Source organism: Nocardioides malaquae (genome assembly GCF_015070385.1).
In the GTDB taxonomy this organism is placed as follows: domain Bacteria; phylum Actinomycetota; class Actinomycetes; order Propionibacteriales; family Nocardioidaceae; genus Nocardioides; species Nocardioides malaquae.
Genome location: NZ_JADCSA010000001.1, coordinates 261,194 through 276,958, shown reverse-complemented (window position 1 = coordinate 276,958; position 15,765 = coordinate 261,194). Strand labels below are relative to the sequence as shown.

The following is a 15,765-nucleotide window of genomic DNA, read 5'->3' as shown; positions in this document are numbered from 1 at the left end:
CACGGATGTCAGGAGGTCACGGTCAGAGGACCGTCAACACGACCTTCTTCGACTTCGAGCCACCGATCTTGGTCGTGCCCTTGTACTGCACGACGAGGCGGTACTTGCCCTTCTTCCGGAGCTTCTTGGCCGGCAGGGTGAAGGTGACCTTGCCCTTCTTGCCCGCCTTGAGCTTGACCGTCTTGATCTTCTTCTTGCCCACCTTGACGATCAGCTTGCCCGTGGGCCGGGCGACGCCGGGCACCTTCACGGTGACGGTCATGCGCACCTTGGCGCCGCGCTTGACCGTCTTCGGCGAGACGGTGGCGGTGGTCGTCGACCTGGCCTTGCCCACGCTCACGGTCGAGGACGTCGCGGTGCCGGGCGCCCGTCCCGCCAGCGTGCCGGTGACACGCACCGAGACGCGGGTCGTCGCGTCCGCCGCCTGCAGGGTGTAGCTGCTGGCGGTGGCGCCGGTGATCGGCGACCCGTTGCGCAGCCACTCGTAGGTGACCTTGGTGCGGTCCGGCCACGACCCGGCCGTGGACGTCAGGCGCTGGCCGACCTGGGCGGTGCCCGAGATCTGCGGCGGCGCGGAGGCGACGACCGCCGCTCCGGGCCCGATCAGCACCGGTGCGCTGGTGACCTCGGTGTCGGCGTGCGAGGGCAGCGAGCCCTTCACCCGCACGGAGACCTGCTTGTCGAAGTCGGCCTCGGTCGCGGTGTAGGTCGACGAGGTGGCGCCGCGGATCGCGGACCCGTTGCGCAGCCAGACGTAGGACTCCCGGACGCCGGGGCGGTTCCAGGTGAGGGGGGCGACGCTGAGGACGCTGCCGACCTGGGGCCGTGCGGTGTCGTGGGCGATCACGGGCGCCGAGGTGGCGACCAGGGTCGTGTCCACGACGAAGCTGCGGGTCGACGGGGCAGCCAGCGCTCTGCCGTCGCTGTTGCGGGCGGTGACCGACCAGGTGTACCGGCCAGCGGCCAGCGACCGGACCGGCGCGTAGCCCGTCGCGGGGGTGACCTGGCTGGCCACGACACGGCCCGTGGCGTCCTTGACCTCCACCAGGTAGGTGGTGGCCTCGGTCAGGGGCTGCCAGCTCAGCAGCGGACCGTTCGGGGCCTGGGTGCTGCCGTCGCCGGGGCCCACCAGCACGACGCCGGTCGAGGCGACCCGGAAGGGCACGCCCTGGCTCCAGGTCGTGGGGTTCTTCGAGGCATCGACGCGACGCACCCGCCAGTAGTAGGGCTGGTCGCTGACCGGGAGCGGGGTGAGCGGCGTGTAGGCCGTGGCCCAGGTCTTGGCGAGGAACTGGCGGTTCACGGACGAGAACTGCGGGTCGTTGCGCGAAACCTCGACCTCGTACTCACCGGTGAACGGCAGGCCCTTCCAGCGGAACGGCGTGGTGCCAGCCACCGACGAGTTGGCGGCGGGCGTCAGCGTCGGCACGGTGGCGCTCGCCTTCACGAAGCTGCGCGTCGTCGAGGCGCTCAGCTCGTTGCCGGCGTTGTCCAGGGCCGTGACCCTCCAGTACTTCGGGCCCTCGGGGTAGAGCTTGGTGACGGCCGTGTAGGTGGTCTGGTCGACGAGCTGGTCGTCGATGACGTTGTTGAAGTTCTCGTCGGTCGCCACCCGGATGCGGTAGCGCATGGCGCTCTGGTTGCTGAGGTCGCGCGGGTTGATGAAGCCGTTGGTGGGGCGCCGGTGGTAGGTCGCGGACCAGGAGGGTGCGCCGTCACGGGTGACCCAGTGCTGCTGGTTGGTCCGGTGGTAGTCCTCCCACGCGAAGGTGACCTCGCTGGTGTCCACCGTGGCCGGGGTCGCCGTGGTCTGCACCTGCGGGGAGACCTTCTTGAAGGCGTTGACCGCGAGGCTGGTGGCCGAGGAGACGGGGTCCGGACCGCAGACGTGGGAGATCGTGCAGGGGCGCACGTGCCAGTAGTAGGGCACGCCGGAGGTGTTGTCGGCCAACGTCTGGGGCTCGGGCCCGTGCATGGTGAAGGCGTAGTTCGTGCCCGAGGTCGACGGGATGTCGTCGCGGCGAAGAGCCTTGTGCACCAGGTTGGTGAAGTTGCGGTCGTAGGAGACGTAGAGCATGTAGTAGGCCGCGTCAGGAGAGGCCTCCCACGAGAAGACCGGAGTGGTGGGCACCTCCGGGCACCGCGACATGTTGGAGGTGGTGTCCAGCAGCAGGTCGCAGCCGCGTCGCTCCGCCAGGGAGAGACCGTCGAGCGCGATCCGCAACCCGGTCACTGGCTGGGGCGCGCGCTCGGTGTCGGCGGGCGTCACGGGGGTCGTCCAGGTGAACTTCTGGGCGGGGGACCAGAGGCCGTTGATCCCGCGTCGCAGTGCGGCAGGCCCGGGACCGTCGATCGGACGGACTCGCCAGTACCAGGTGCTCGACTCGCCAGCCGTGCCGGTCAGCCGGCAGCGCTGCTCGCGACCGTAGTTCTGCAGGGTGTAGGTGGTACCCGCCGTCTGGCAGGTCACCGACTTCGCGAGGGAGAAGTTCGGGTCGGTCGAGAGGTTCAGCTCGTAGTAGCTGGCGTGCTGCACCGGCGTCCACTGCACGTAGGGCGCACGACTGTCCATCGTGGCCGGAGGCAGGGCATCGGGGTTGTAGTTGCGCTGGTAGGTCCCGGAGGTGAAGAAGGGATGGTTCCGGTGACCGGGGTCCTCGGTGTCGAAGTCGCTCGGGTACTCCGGGAAGCCCGGCTGCGCGGGAGCCACCGGCCAGGGGCGGTCGGGCCACTGCCGGTCGAAGTTGTTCGGCGACGCCGCCCACGCGGACGGGGCGCCGCCCGGGTCCACCGCCCGGACGCGCCAGTAGTACTGGTCGTTGTCCAGCCCGCGGGGCGGTGACCACCGGGTGCCACGGATGCTTCGGACGTCCTCGATGATGTCGCTGCTCTCGAAGCCGGAGTTGGTGGCCACCTGGAGCTCGTAGGACGAGGCACCGGGCACGGGCGCCCAGTCGAGCACGACGTCCTCGACCAGCTCGTTGGCACTGTTGACGGGGGAGACCAGGCGTGGTGCCGGCAGGGAGGGGATCGTGAACGAACGCGGTGTGGAGGGGGCGCTCAGCTGGTTGCCGGAGTCGACCGCGGTGATGCGCCAGTACCACCGGCCCAGCTGCAGGGCCGCGTCGGGCACCAAGGACGTGGTCGAGGTGGTCCACTTCTTCGCGCCGATGAAGTCCTCGGCGTCGTCGATCTCGACCGTGTAGGACTTGGCGCCCTGGACGGAGCCCCACTGCAGCAGCGGCGGGTCGTCGGGCTGGCTGAGGATGGCGTTGTCCGCGGGCGCCTGGAGCTGGGGCACGAGGGGGTCGGGCCGGACGAAGGAGCCGACGGCCCACTCCGAGGTGCCGTCGCGGTTGGTGGCCCGCACCCGCCAGTGGTTGGTGCCGGCCTTGAGCACGGTGCTCGGCACGGCGGAGACGTTGGTGGTCGTCTGGCTGAACTCCGGGGACCGGAAGCCGGAGTCCTCGTCGACCTCGACCAGGTAGCTCACCGCGCTGGGCTCGCGGTCCCACGAGAGCACCGTGGTGGTGCTGTTGGGGGTGTCGGCGAGCAGGCCACCGGGCTGGCCGGGCGCGGCCGCGGTGGCGGCGGGCAGTGTCGTGGCCGACGCCGCCAGTACGGCCAGCGCGAAGCTCGCGGTGAGGGTGGTGGTCCGGGCCCGGGTCCGTGACATGGGTGGGTGCTCTCTCTCATCTGGCGACACAGCGCGCCTCCGAGGTTAGGACGCGTAGCAGGACGCCGTGGGGGTTCAGGAGCAGATGGCCCGTTGTGACTAGAAGGGGCGGCCGGATGTCCGTGACTGCGAGGGCAGCGACGTCGTCACGCCCCTACCGCTGGAGGCGCCGGACGTGAGAAACAATGGGTAGAGGCACATGCAGGTGATCGAGAAGGCGATGAGCGCGAGCGTCTCTTGCCCGATCATGACCACGATCGAGGCGTGGAGGCCGAACCCGAGGAGCACGGCGAGGCGGCGTGATCTGTGAAACCAGAGCCCCCCTGCCAGGAAGAGTTCGACTATTACCGTGGCCACTGAGAGGACGAGCGCTGGCAACCAAGCCAGGTCCCACCTCATCCATTCGGCGAGCGGGTGCCCGCTGAGGAAGGCAGGGTTGAGTTTGCTCAGCGCCGCGAAGGCGTAGCAGACCGAAAGCTGCGCCTTCATCAGCGTCAGGGGCCATTGGGGGAGGGGTGCTGTGCCGGAGACACCCAGAGCACGCGGACTCGCCCCGGCGTGCGCCGGAGCGAGCAATGCGACCATGACGAGGGCGAGCCAGAGATGATTGCTGAAGGTCTGCTGGTCCCATACCAGGACAAGGCAGCTGAGCGCCGTGGAGACCACGGACGCGGTCGTCACGTGGAAGCCCAATGTGATGGCGACGGCAGACAAGATCGCCATCACCAGATAGACGGAAACAGTCGTCTCGGTGGGGGGCGGCACCCACGAGAAGACGGGCATGGCATACCGGCCTTCAGCAACGAGGCGCAGGAGCACCCAGCTCTCCAGTGCGATGACGAACGTTGCAACCCCGAGTCCCATCCGCGCGAGCTTCAGTGACCGCTGGGGACTCAGCACCTGACGCTCCGTTGGTCGTCGGCGTCCTTGACGGTGACGGTCGTCGCCCCCGCCACGCGCGTACAGAGGAATTCAGGCAGCGTGAGGCTGTAGGGCAGGTCTGCGCGTAAGGAAGTTGCCAACAAACTAGCGTCCACCGTCAGGCGTCGGCCTGCGGCGTCGCGGACCTTCACCTCCGTGCCCCCTAGACCCGAGTACATTTGGAACCCGAACCGGCTCGGAGGGTGAGTCAGGGCCAGCGCCGGAACCAGGATCTGTGCAGCGATGACCAGAGCGAGAGCCCGTTTCTTCCATGGAGTCGACGGTGGTGACGGATCCATCCGGCACTGGTCGGTGGCCCCAGGCATTTGATGTCGGTGACGCGCCACCCAGGCGTAGACCATGTCGCATATCACGCGGAGGACGGGCAGTCTTAGTAACAGGCCCAGGAGGGCCGACGCGCCACCCCGATGCCGCAAAGCCGCCGCAATCGCCGAAGCCCCCCATGCGCGGAACTCCCCGTCCACCATCCATCCGGCGGCCACCAGTGTCCGCGCGGCGTCCTGATCGGAGAGGGCCAGAGAGTGTGCCGCCCGTGCGTGGGCGTCGCCCCGGCGGGTGAGCCAGAGGGCCGACTTCGCGCAGAAGCCACAGTCGCCGTCGAAGACGAGGAGCGGGGTGGAGGAGAGGGACGCCATGCACCCAGCATGGCGGCACGACACGCCGGCTGGAGGCCGTTTCGGTCTTCCCATCAAAGGTGTCGGAGTCTGCTGCTTGAGTCGCTCCCATGACGACGCGAATCGACTGCGACACGTGTGTGGTCCGCGGACTGCACTGCCATGACTGTGTGGTGACGGTCCTGCTCGGGCCGCCCCGGGAGCTCCTTCTCGAGGATGACGAGCACGCCGCTCTCGAGGCACTTGCGGGGGGAGGGCTGGTTCCGCCGCTGCGGATGGTGCGGTCCGTGCCGGGTCCGACGGTGGAGTCCGCCTGACAGCGACATGACCCGGTGTGAGCCGAGTCACACATGTGGACAGGCTTTGGGTCGGATCGCCGGGTCGGGCTAACCTGAGTCGGTCCTCGTCCCCGTCCGGGCGGACGAGGGACCCGGCACTGCCGGGCCTGGACGACACCGAGGAGACGGACCGATCGTGACTCACGGCCGGAATCGACGCGGCAAGGCAACGGCGTTTCTTGGACTCCTGGCAGTGGCGACGGCCTTCTCGGTCGGTCCCGCCCAGGCGGAGCCCGACGTCGACGACGTCCGCGACAGGGTCGAGCGCCTCTACCACCAGGCTGAGCAGGCGCAGGAGCGGTACAACGACGCCGCGCTCCGGCTGGAAGGACTCAACTCCGAGTTGAAGGCCCTCCGAGCCGACGAGCGGCGGCAGGGTCGTCGCCTCGCCGAGGTGCAGGGTGAGGTGCGCGACCTCATCGTCCGTCAGTACCAGGGTGAGGGTGTCTCCACCCTCGGCCAGGTGGTGGTCGCGGACGACCCCAGCAGCTTCCTGGGTCAGCTGACGACGATGCAGGCCTTCGGCGACCTGCAGGACGACGCTCTCGAGGAGTTCTCCACCGAGGCCGAGGCCCTGGGGCTGCGCCAGGCGGCTGCCGGTGAGCAGCGTGACCGGATCGCGGAGACCACCGAGGCGCTCGAGCAGGAGAAGGGTGCGGTCGAGACCAAGCTCGCCCAGGCCAAGCGCCTCCTGGCCCGCCTCGAGGCCGAGGAGCATGAGGAGGTGGCTGCCTCCCGTGACCACGGCCGGGTGCCGTCCGACGTCCCCGCCTCCGGTCGTGCCGCGGTCGCCGTCAAGGCCGCCCTCGCGCAGGTCGGTGACGCCTACGTCTACGGAGCAGTGGGCCCCAACGCCTACGACTGCTCGGGGCTGACCATGATGGCCTGGGCTCAGGCCGGTGTCGGTCTCCCGCACTCCTCCTCGGCGCAGTTCTCCTCCGGCGCCCGCGTCTCGCAGGGTGACCTGCAGCCCGGCGACCTGGTCTTCTACTACAGCCCGATCAGCCACGTCGGCATGTACATCGGCAATGGTCAGATCGTCCACGCGGCCAACCCGAGCAAGGGCGTGCGGATCGACGGCGTCTTCTCGATGCCCTACGTGGGAGCCGTCCGCCCCGGCTGACCGAGGGTCCTCTCGTGCGTACGCAGCGCCGGCTCGCCGTCGTCCAGACGGCCCTCGCGCTCTGCGTGCTGGCAGGACTCGCGTTGTGGTTGGTTCCCTGGGCCTCCGGCCCGGGAGGCGTCACGGTGTCGCCTGGGGAGCTCTTCAGCCTCGACCAGATCGCCGCCGCTGAGGCCTACTCCGTCAGGGCCCGGGCGTGGAGCTGGAGCTCGTTGGCGGTCTCCCTCCTCGTTGCCGCACTGCTCGGGTTCACTGCTCGGGGACGGCGCCTCGTCGACCGTCTCCCCGGTCGCTGGGGGAGCAGGGTCGCTCTCGCGGTCGCCGTCTTCGTCAGCGCGCAGACCCTGGCTACGCTCGGACTCAGGGTCGGCGCCTGGCGCCTGCGGCGCGACGTCGGTCTCTCGGCGCAGTCGGCCGCCGGATTCCTGCGGGACGTCGCGGTCCAGTGGGCGCTCGACGTCGTCGTGCTGGTGGGGCTGCTCCTGCTCCTCCTCGGCCTGGCCCGGCGGCTGCCGCGCGCATGGACCCTCGTCGGTGGAGCGCTGGCGGCGCTCCTCGTCGTCGCGGTCTCCTACGTCCATCCGATGGTCGTCGAGCCACTCTTCAACGACTTCACCTCGTTGCCCGAGGGAGACCTACGCGACCGGATCTCCCGGGTCGCCGAGCAGGAGGGGGTCTCGATCGACGACGTGGTCGTGGCCGATGCCTCCCGGCGCACCACCACGCTCAACGCCTGGGTCTCCGGCTTCGGTGAGACCCGACGGGTCGTCCTCCACGACAACCTGGTGGCGGAGGTGGCGCCCGACGAGGTCATGGCGGTCGTGGCGCACGAGCTCGCCCACGCCCGTCACGACGACGTGGTCGTCGGGACGGCGCTGGGCGCTGTGGGTGCGGTCGCTGCGGTGGGTGCGCTGGGCATCGTCCTGGGTGCCTGGACGAGACGCGGCGGGCGAGAGAGCACGGATCCACGGGTGGTGCCGCTGCTGCTGGCCTGCCTGGCCTTCGGGGATCAGGGGGTGGCGCCGGTGCAGAGTGCGGTCAGTCGCGCGGTCGAGGTGCGTGCCGACACCGAGGCTCTCTGCGCCACCAACGACGGCGAGGCGTTCGAGAACGTGCAGGTCCGGTTGGCGACGAGGTCGCTGAGTGACCCGACACCGCCGTCATGGGCCCACCTGTGGTGGGGGAGCCATCCCGGGGTGCTGGACCGCGTTGCGCTTGCGAGGTCATGGCGGCCCGCGGAGCTCAGCAGTCGCCGTTGCCGGTGACGAACGAGGTGATGGTGCCGCAGGAATCGCCCATGAGGACGTTGAGGGCGCCGCCGAAGAGGAAGACGGCGGCCACGATGACCGCGGCGATGCCGGCGACCAGGAGGCCGTACTCGACGGCAGACGCCCCGCGCTCACTGCGCCGGGTCTCCGCGATCAGGTCGCGGAGGAAGAGAAGAACAGGCACCGGTACTCCTTCGGCTGGGGCGTGCGCAGGGGGGCCGAGACGACTCTGGCGCGGCCCCGAGGACCGGGGCCGCGCCAGGAGCGATTGATCAGTTGGCGTTGCCGCCGCCTTCGATGTCGGCCTGGGTGTCGGTGAAGATGCCTTCGACCATGCCACCGAACAGGAAGACTGCGGCCACGATGATGGCGGCGATGCCGGCGACCAGCAGGCCGTACTCGACGGCGGAGGCGCCGCGCTCGTCCATCTTGGCCTTCTGGTTGGCGAGCATGATGGTGAGGTACTGAAGCATGATGTGGTTCCTTCCGGAGAATGCTGCTGTGTGTGGTCCGGCAGGCATTCGCCTGATCCGTTGACACCATCCTGTGGCACTTTCCCCGGTGTTGCGGTCGGAGGTTCAGGCACCTTCATCTAGTCATTTCGGGCTATGCCGACCATGGGATGTTCGGGCGTCAGTGGGACCCCGGGTCCATCGACGAGAGAAGCCCGCTGCGCATGGCCGTGACCAGCGCCTGCGCTCGGTTGCTGGCGCCCAGCTTCTGATAGATCCGGGTGATGTGCGACTTGGCGGTGGACTCGCTCATGAAGAGGGTCGTGGCGATCTGACTGGCGCCCAGCCCGTCGGCCAGGAGCACCAGGACCTCGTGCTCCCGGTCGGAGAGTCGATTGGTTTCTCCGCTCATCCTGCGGATCATCGCCTCCGAGAGCCCGGCACAGAGGAACGTCCGGGGCGCCACCGCGGCGTGCTTGGCGGCCTTGACGACCTCGACGGAGGGCGCGTCCTTGCCGACGAAGGCCGACGCGCCTGCCTCCATGGCGGCGAAGATCTGCTCGTCGCCCGAGTGCATGGTGAGCACGACCAGACCGGTGCTCGGCGCGTCACGGCGCAGGGCCCGCACGATGTCGAGGCCGGTGCCGTCGGGCAGCTGCAGGTCGGTCACGACGACCTGGGGGGAGGTCTGCTCGAAGGCGTCGAGCGCCTCGTCCACCGACCCTGCCTGGGCGACGACCTCGGTCTCCGGGTCGAGCAGGAAGGCGGTGGCGAGCCCGTGGCGGATCAGCTCGTGGTCGTCCACCAGCAGGACCCTGGTCCTGGTGTCGGGTGCATCCGTCGTCTGGTTCATCTGTTCTCCTGTGTCACGCGCCCCGAGGCGGAGTGCTGGATGAGGTGCTGCGTCCCCGCGGACGAGGTGTCCTGGCGGGGGTGGAGGGAGTGGGGGAGTCGGGCGAGTGGCCCACGCGGACGCTGACCGTGGTGCCCCGCGACGGGCTGGAACGCACCTCGAGCACGCCGCCGATGAGGGCAGCGCGCTCGCGCATGATCGAGAGCCCGTGCGAGTCACGGCGGCCCGCCTGCAGGCCCAGGCCGTCGTCCGCGACCACGATCTCGGCGTGGGGCGCCTGGACCCGGCACTGCACGTCGATGAGGGTGGCCTTCGAGTGCTTCACCGCGTTGTTCATGGCTTCCTGGGCGATGCGCAGGAGCTCGGCCTCGACCTCGTGACGCAGCCGGGAGGTCCGCTCGTCGACCGTCACCGTGATCGGCGTGCCCGACACGTCACTGAGGTGACGCGCGAGGGTGGCGATGGCGGCCCCCAGGCTCTCGCTGGACCCGGCCTGGGTGCGCAACGTCATGACGGAGCGACGCACCTCGGCCACGACCCGGGAGATCATGTCGCGCAGCTGGCGAAGCGCCTGCTCCTGCTGCGGGGACGAGGCCGAGGACATCAACGCGTCGACGACGTAGCCCATGGACGCGATGTCCTGGGCGACGCCGTCGTGCATCTCGCGGGCCAGGCGCCGTCGCTCCTCCGACATGGCCGCGTCGCGGAAGGCGACGAAGAGCTGGGCGGTGTCGAGGCGCAGGGCCTCAGGACCAAGGTGCGTGGCGACCTCGTCGAGCTCGGCGACCATCGCGTCGGCATCCAGGTCGAGCCCCGGCGCCAGGCGTCCACTCACCACGGCGACGGTGTCCCCGGAGCTGATCACCGGAAACGCGAAGTCGTGGCCGACGACGCGCGTACGTCCGTCGCGGCGCACCTGCTCGGCGAGCTCGTCGTCGTGCTCGTCGTCCTCGCCCTCCGGGGTCGCCGACCGGCTCACCAGCGGCAGCAGGGCGCCGTCACGCTCCACGTGCAGCACGACGGCGGCCAACGGCAGCTCCGCGGCGATCTGGTCGAGCAGGGCGCCGCCCATGCTCATCGGATCAAGTCCACCCTCCAGGTCGCCCGAGAGGGTGTTGAGCTCGCGGATCAGGGCCCTGGCCTCGTGGTAGGCGGCGGACCCGTCGTCGGGGGTTGAGTCGTACACGAAGAAGCTCGCGACCAGTCCCAGGCCGAGGCCGGTGACCAGCCAGGTGAAGAGGTCGGCCACCTGGAGCGGGTCAGGTGCGCCACCCCCCGCGGCGACGACCGCGGCCAGCACCGTCACCTGCACCGCAAGCGTCTGGGCGACCCCGCGCCACCCGCGCATGAGGCCGTGGACGAAGGGAGGCACAGCCAGCGAGGCCAGCAGCGTCGGCGCCATGTCGAGGTAGAGCCCGGCGACGAGCGCCACCAGGGCTGCCTCGGTGAAGGCCGCCAGGGCAGGGGCCACCGCGGACCGCATGATCCACGAGCTGACCACCCAGATGGTGGCCAGCGCCAGGAGTCCGGACAGTGCGTCGCCGTCGCGGCTCCAGACGACGGCGGCCGCGACGGCGAGCAGCACGAAGGCGCGGGAGCCCTCGATCAGGCCCGCGTGCTGCAGGTCGGGCCGGTGGCGCATCAGCCGAAGGAGTCCATGATCGAGATCACGGCCGGCCCGAGCACGATGACGAAGAGGACCGGGAGGATGCAGAAGATCAGCGGGATGGTCATCTTGACCGGCACCTGCTGGGCCTTCTCCTCGGCCTTCTGGCGGCGCTTGGTGCGCATCTCCGAGGACTGCACCCGCAGCACCTGGGCGATCGGGATGCCGAAGGCGTCGGCCTGCACCATGGCGCTGACGAAGGAGCGGAGTTCCTCGAGGTTGGTGCGGTCGGCCAGCGCGCGCAGCGCCGCGCTGCGGCCGTTGCCGATCTGCATCTCCTGCAGGACTCGGGCGAACTCCTCGGCCAGGGGACCGTCGGTGTTGCGGGCCACCTGCTGGACGGCAGCGTCGAAGGCGAGGCCGGACTCGACCGAGATCGTCAGCAGGTCGATGGCGTCGGGCAGCTCCTTGGCGAGCTGCAGCTGCCGGTCGTACCCCTTCTGGTAGAGGTACATGTTCGGCCCCATGTAGCCGGCCAGGACACCGGCGGCGACGAAGACGACCCGCATCAGCAGCGAGAGGTCCAGCATGAAGGAGAAGAGCAGGAAACCCACCAGACCACCGACGGCGCCGATCACCTTGAGCGACACGACGCGGTCGACCGTCCAGCCCACGGGGTTCCCCGCGAGCTCGAGCCTGCGGTAGATCCGCTCGGCGTTGTCGGCTCCCGAGAGGCGGCGACCGATGGCGAGAGCGCGACCCTGGAAGGGCGCGAGCACCCGCTCGCTGAAGGGGGTCTCCAGCTCCTTCGTCATCTCCTCGGCCGCATCCCCGTGGCCCATGGCCTCCAACGCAGCGAGGGAACGGCCGAGACCGCCCGTCGCCTGGACCTGCTTCTGGGGCAGGGCCATGCCGACCAGCAGGAACGACACCAGCACCAGGATGGTGCCGAGCACCAGCAGCATCGTCATCTCAGACCTCCACCTTGATGAGGCGGCTCATCCAGAAGGCGCCAGCGCCCAGCATGACGGCGCCACCGACGAGCATGGCGATGCCGATGGGCGTGTTGAACATGGGGTTGAGGTATCCCGGCTGCGTCAGGAAGAGGTAGAGGCCGAAGACCGGCGGCAGGCCGCCGATCACGTAGGCCGAGATCTTGCCTTCGGCGGCGAGCGCGTCGACCTGGCGACGCATGTACTCGCGCTCACGGATGGTGGCCGCGACGGTGTCGAGCAGCTCAGCCAGGTTGCCACCAACCTGTCGCTGGATCTTGATCGCCATGACGATCCAGCCGAAGTCCTTGCTCTCGAAACGCTCGGTGATGCCCTCCATGGCGTCCTCGAGCGGCACGCCGAGGCGACTCTCCACCAGCACACGACGGAACTCGCCCGCCATGGGTTCACTGCCCTCCCGCACGATCGTGTCGACCGACTGGGCGAGCGAGAGCCCGGCGGAGAGCGAGCCGGACATCAGCTGGAGCGTGTCGGGCAGCTGGGCGTTGAACTTCTTGACGCGCCGGTTGCGCAGGAAGCCGAGGTAGAACCACGGGCCGACCACGCCGAACGCCAGGAAGACGATGCCGAGCAGCAGGTTGCCACCGCCGAGGATGATGCCGAGGGCACCGGCGAAGACCACGATGCCGGCGTGCAGCAGGAGCCACTCCGAGGCTTTGAAACCGCTGCCCGCGGCGTCGAGCCGGGCGGCGATCCGCTCCTCCAACGACTTGTTGCGCCGCAGCACCGACTCGGCCGCCCCCTTGAACTGGGCGAGCTGGTCGACCTGCGGCGCGCGGTGGTTGCCCTCCTTGGCCAGGGCATCGCCGCCGGCCGCGTAGAGGCTGACGCGCTCCTCGATGGTCAGGTCGGCCTTCTTCGGCGTGAGCACGAGCGCGAGGAAGCCGGTGAGCAGACCGAGACCCACGAGGGCCACGGCCAGGTACTTGCCCCACTCGGGCAGGGCCAGGCCGTCCGGGGTGGCGGGCATGACGGAGGCGTGGGCCGTCGCCGGATTGACCGTCAGGAGGACGGCGAGCAGACCGGCGGCGCCGGCCACGGACGTACGCCGCATCAGAAGCCTCCCGCCGTGAAGATCCGCGGGTCGACCGTCACGTTGTTGTAGGCCATCTTCTCCAGGAACTTCGGACGCAGACCGGTCGGCTTCAGTCCGCCGAGAGCCTTGCCGTCGGCGTCGAAGCCGGCCGAGTGGTCGTAGACGAAGACGTCCTGCAGGGTGATGATGTCGCCCTCCATCCGCTCCACCTCGGTGACGTGGGTGATGTGGCGTGAACCGTCCTTGAAACGGGCCTGGTGCACGATCAGGTCGACCGCGGAGGCGACCTGCTCGCGGATGGCCTTGATGGGCAGGTCCATGCCAGCCATCAGCACCATCGTCTCCATGCGCGACAGCGTGTCGCGCGGACCGTTGGAGTGCAGGGAACAGATCGAGCCGTCGTGACCGGTGTTCATCGCCTGCAGCATGTCGAGCGCGCTGGCGTCACGGACCTCACCGACGATGATGCGGTCGGGACGCATACGCAGCGAGTTCTTCACCAGGTCGCGGATGGTGACCGCACCCTTGCCCTCGATGTTGGAGGGGCGCGACTCCAGACGCACCACGTGCTCCTGCTTGAGCTGGAGCTCGGCCGCGTCCTCGATGGTGACGATGCGCTCGTCGGCGGGGATGAACGACGACAGCACGTTGAGGGTCGTCGTCTTTCCCGCGCCGGTGGAGCCGGAGACGATGATGTTGAGACGGCCACGCACGCAGGCGTCCAGGAAGTCACGCGTCTTCGCCGTCATGGAGCCGAAGCGCACCAGGTCGTCGGCGGTGAGCGGGTCGGCCGCGAACTTACGGATCGTCAGGCACGAGCCGTCGATCGCCAGCGGCGGCACGACCGCGTTGACACGTGAGCCGTCGGGCAGTCGGGCGTCGACCATGGGGCTGGACTCGTCGACACGACGACCGACGCGCGAGACGATCTTGTCGATGGTGCGCCGCAGGTGCGCCTCGTCGGTGAAGACGGCCTCGGCCTGGACGAGCCGGCCCTTCTTCTCCAGCCAGATGTTGTGCGCCCCGTTGACCATGACCTCGGAGACGTCGGGGTCACGCAGGTAGGGCTCGATGGGACCGTAGCCGAGGATGTCGTCGGTGATCTCGCTGGTGACCCGCTGCCGGTCGCTCGCGCTGATCGGGCGGTCCTGCTTGGCCAGCACGTCGGCGAGCGCGGCGCGCACCTTCTGGTCGAGCTCGCTCTGCTCCAGGTTGGAGTCGTAGAGCTGGGGACCGAGCTGACGCAGCAGCTCCGCGTGCACGGAGGCCTTCAGCTCCTCGATGCGGTCGGACTCGGACGTGCGGGCACGACGACCCCCGCCGGACTCAGCACCCTTGGCAGCCGCCGGCGTACGCCGGTCCTGCAGGGGCGACGTCGAGGCCTTGGCTCGCTTGGCGGCGGCGCCCGGGGCAGTCGCGGCGGCCGGAACCGACGGCAGGGTGGTCGTCGGGGCGGCGGCCGCGGGCGGCATGGCCGCGGGCGCAGCAGGCGCGGCGGTGGGCGTGGCCGGGGCATCGCCGGCGGCAGGCGGAGCCGGGGGCGCGGGGGCGGCGGCTGCGGCTGCGGCGGCCTCCGCAGCCCGGCGGGCGGCGAGGCGTTCGGAGAGGTTGCTCATCGGGTCATCTCCTGCTGATGCGGAAGCGCCTCGGGGAGTCCTCACGCTTGTCGGAGGACGCCGGGGCTGCGGGGGAGGCCTGGGTTCGGGGGGTGGACGGTGAGGACGTCGAGGCGCTCGAGACGCCCATCAGGCGGTCGGCCAGCGACCGGACGGCCTTGGACGACGGGTGCGAGGGCGCCGAGAGCATCAGCGGACGGCCGGCGTTCGTGGCCTTGGCGATGTCGAGGGAGGTCGCCACCTGGACGGCCACCGACATGCCGAGGATGCCCTCGACCTTGTCGGCCCCGATGCCCACCTGGTCGTCGGCCCGGTTCAGCAGCAGGTGACGGCGGCCCTCCGCCACCCCGAGCACGTCGAGGGTCTCGAGGGCCACCTTCACGTTCTTCAGCGTGGGCACGTCGAGGGTGGCGACGATGATGCACTCGTCGGTCTCGTCGAGCGCGGTCAGCGTCTGCTCGTCGAAGGCCGGAGCGGTGTCGAGCACGATGTAGTCGTAGTGCTCGCGCAACGTCTCCAGCAGGCGGTGCACCAGGGCGCCACTGACCCGTTCGCGGGCGTCGGGCTGGCTGGGCGCCGCCAGCACCATGAGGCCGCTGTCGTGGCGCGTCATGAGCTGACGGACGAACTCCTCGTCCATGTACTGCTCCCCGCCGATCGCGTGCTCGATCGTGTGGCTCGGGAAGAGCTGCAGGGTGATCGCGATGTCGCCGAAGGCGAGGTCGAGGTCGACCACGCAGACCTTGTTCTCGCCACCGCGCATCAGGGCCAGGGCGAGGTTGACCGACATCGTCGTCTTCCCCACGCCGCCCTTGGGGGAGAAGATCGTGATGATCCGGCCGCCCTCGCGCCCCTTGCCGGCCGAGCCCGACCGCAGGGCCACCGCGAGTGCGTGCGCCCGTTGGATGGCGCCGCCGACCTGGGTGAGGTCGTCGGCGGCGACCACTTCTCGCACGCCGGCGTGCATCGCCTGGGTGAGCACCGCGGTGTCGACGTCGTGACGGAGCAGCACGACGGTGGTCGTGGGCATCGTCATCCGCAGGCGCTCGGCGAGGGCCATGGCGGAGGGCACGTCGACGCTCGGACCGATCAGGACCGCGTACTCCTCGGGGTGGCTGTCGAGCCACTGGAGCAGCTGCTCGGCCGAGGCCACGACCTGGCTGTCCGGAGGAAGGACGGTGCGGAGGTGGTTCGCGACCTGGGCGTCAGCGCCGAGAAGGATGGGCAT

Annotated in this window: 14 protein-coding genes and 1 pseudogene; 3 read left to right on the top strand and 12 right to left on the bottom strand. The window is 69.7% G+C overall.

What is annotated here, in order from left to right; all coding sequences use genetic code 11:
• Positions 1–22: 22 nt before the first annotated feature.
• The 4 genes and pseudogenes from IEQ44_RS01300 to IEQ44_RS18025 all read right to left on the bottom strand — a co-directional run.
• The gene (locus IEQ44_RS01300) at positions 23–3,676 is read right to left on the bottom strand and encodes an Ig-like domain repeat protein (RefSeq protein ID WP_193636600.1); all 3,654 of its coding nucleotides are present in this window, start codon (positions 3,674–3,676) and stop codon (positions 23–25) included.
• A gap of 99 nt (positions 3,677–3,775) precedes the next feature.
• Positions 3,776–4,576 (bottom strand): HTTM domain-containing protein, encoded by an 801-nt coding sequence (locus IEQ44_RS01295; RefSeq protein WP_193636599.1) that lies wholly within the window; start codon positions 4,574–4,576, stop codon positions 3,776–3,778.
• Complete coding sequence (locus IEQ44_RS17575) at positions 4,570–4,749, bottom strand: hypothetical protein (RefSeq protein WP_264674416.1); 180 nt, start codon at positions 4,747–4,749, stop codon at positions 4,570–4,572. The genes IEQ44_RS01295 and IEQ44_RS17575 overlap by 7 nt, the downstream gene beginning before the upstream one ends.
• A gap of 177 nt (positions 4,750–4,926) precedes the next feature.
• Positions 4,927–5,253, bottom strand: a pseudogene (locus IEQ44_RS18025) (DCC1-like thiol-disulfide oxidoreductase family protein); the annotation flags it as partial.
• An 89-nt stretch (positions 5,254–5,342) separates the two neighbouring features.
• Between IEQ44_RS18025 and IEQ44_RS01285 the strand changes: the two are divergent.
• From IEQ44_RS01285 to IEQ44_RS01275, 3 genes are all read left to right on the top strand, one after another.
• Complete coding sequence (locus IEQ44_RS01285) at positions 5,343–5,549, top strand: hypothetical protein (protein WP_193636597.1); 207 nt, start codon at positions 5,343–5,345, stop codon at positions 5,547–5,549.
• A 157-nt stretch (positions 5,550–5,706) separates the two neighbouring features.
• Positions 5,707–6,693 carry a C40 family peptidase gene (locus tag IEQ44_RS01280; RefSeq protein ID WP_193636596.1) on the top strand — a complete coding sequence of 329 codons (987 nt, stop codon included), beginning with the start codon at positions 5,707–5,709 and terminating at the stop codon, positions 6,691–6,693.
• A gap of 14 nt (positions 6,694–6,707) precedes the next feature.
• Complete coding sequence (locus tag IEQ44_RS01275; RefSeq protein WP_193636595.1) at positions 6,708–7,958, top strand: M48 family metalloprotease; 1,251 nt, start codon at positions 6,708–6,710, stop codon at positions 7,956–7,958.
• On the opposite strand, the gene IEQ44_RS01270 is transcribed toward IEQ44_RS01275, so the two are convergent.
• The 8 genes from IEQ44_RS01270 to IEQ44_RS01235 all read right to left on the bottom strand — a co-directional run bounded on the left by IEQ44_RS01270 (position 7,936) and on the right by IEQ44_RS01235 (position 15,765).
• Complete coding sequence (locus IEQ44_RS01270) at positions 7,936–8,145, bottom strand: Flp family type IVb pilin (RefSeq protein ID WP_193636594.1); 210 nt, start codon at positions 8,143–8,145, stop codon at positions 7,936–7,938. The two genes, IEQ44_RS01275 and IEQ44_RS01270, sit on opposite strands and share 23 nt — an antisense overlap.
• Before the next feature lie 88 nt (positions 8,146–8,233).
• Entirely contained in the window at positions 8,234–8,434 is a 201-nt protein-coding gene (locus IEQ44_RS01265; protein WP_193636593.1) for a Flp family type IVb pilin, read from the bottom strand.
• A gap of 160 nt (positions 8,435–8,594) precedes the next feature.
• A complete protein-coding gene (locus IEQ44_RS01260; protein WP_193636592.1) occupies positions 8,595–9,266 on the bottom strand; it encodes a response regulator transcription factor in 672 nt (223 codons plus the stop codon).
• A 13-nt stretch (positions 9,267–9,279) separates the two neighbouring features.
• The gene (locus IEQ44_RS01255; protein ID WP_193636591.1) at positions 9,280–10,908 is read right to left on the bottom strand and encodes a sensor histidine kinase; all 1,629 of its coding nucleotides are present in this window, start codon (positions 10,906–10,908) and stop codon (positions 9,280–9,282) included.
• Positions 10,908–11,843: a type II secretion system F family protein gene (locus IEQ44_RS01250; RefSeq protein ID WP_193636590.1), complete on the bottom strand. Its 936-nt coding sequence runs from the start codon at positions 11,841–11,843 to the stop codon at positions 10,908–10,910. Before IEQ44_RS01250 ends, IEQ44_RS01255 begins: the two co-directional genes overlap by 1 nt.
• Before the next feature lies 1 nt (position 11,844).
• The gene (locus IEQ44_RS01245) at positions 11,845–12,939 is read right to left on the bottom strand and encodes a type II secretion system F family protein (protein ID WP_193636589.1); all 1,095 of its coding nucleotides are present in this window, start codon (positions 12,937–12,939) and stop codon (positions 11,845–11,847) included.
• Positions 12,939–14,537 (bottom strand): TadA family conjugal transfer-associated ATPase, encoded by a 1,599-nt coding sequence (locus IEQ44_RS01240; protein WP_193636588.1) that lies wholly within the window; start codon positions 14,535–14,537, stop codon positions 12,939–12,941. Before IEQ44_RS01240 ends, IEQ44_RS01245 begins: the two co-directional genes overlap by 1 nt.
• Positions 14,538–14,541: 4 nt before the next feature.
• Positions 14,542–15,765, bottom strand: a complete 1,224-nt coding sequence (locus IEQ44_RS01235; RefSeq protein WP_193636587.1) for a CpaE/TadZ family protein — start codon at positions 15,763–15,765, stop codon at positions 14,542–14,544.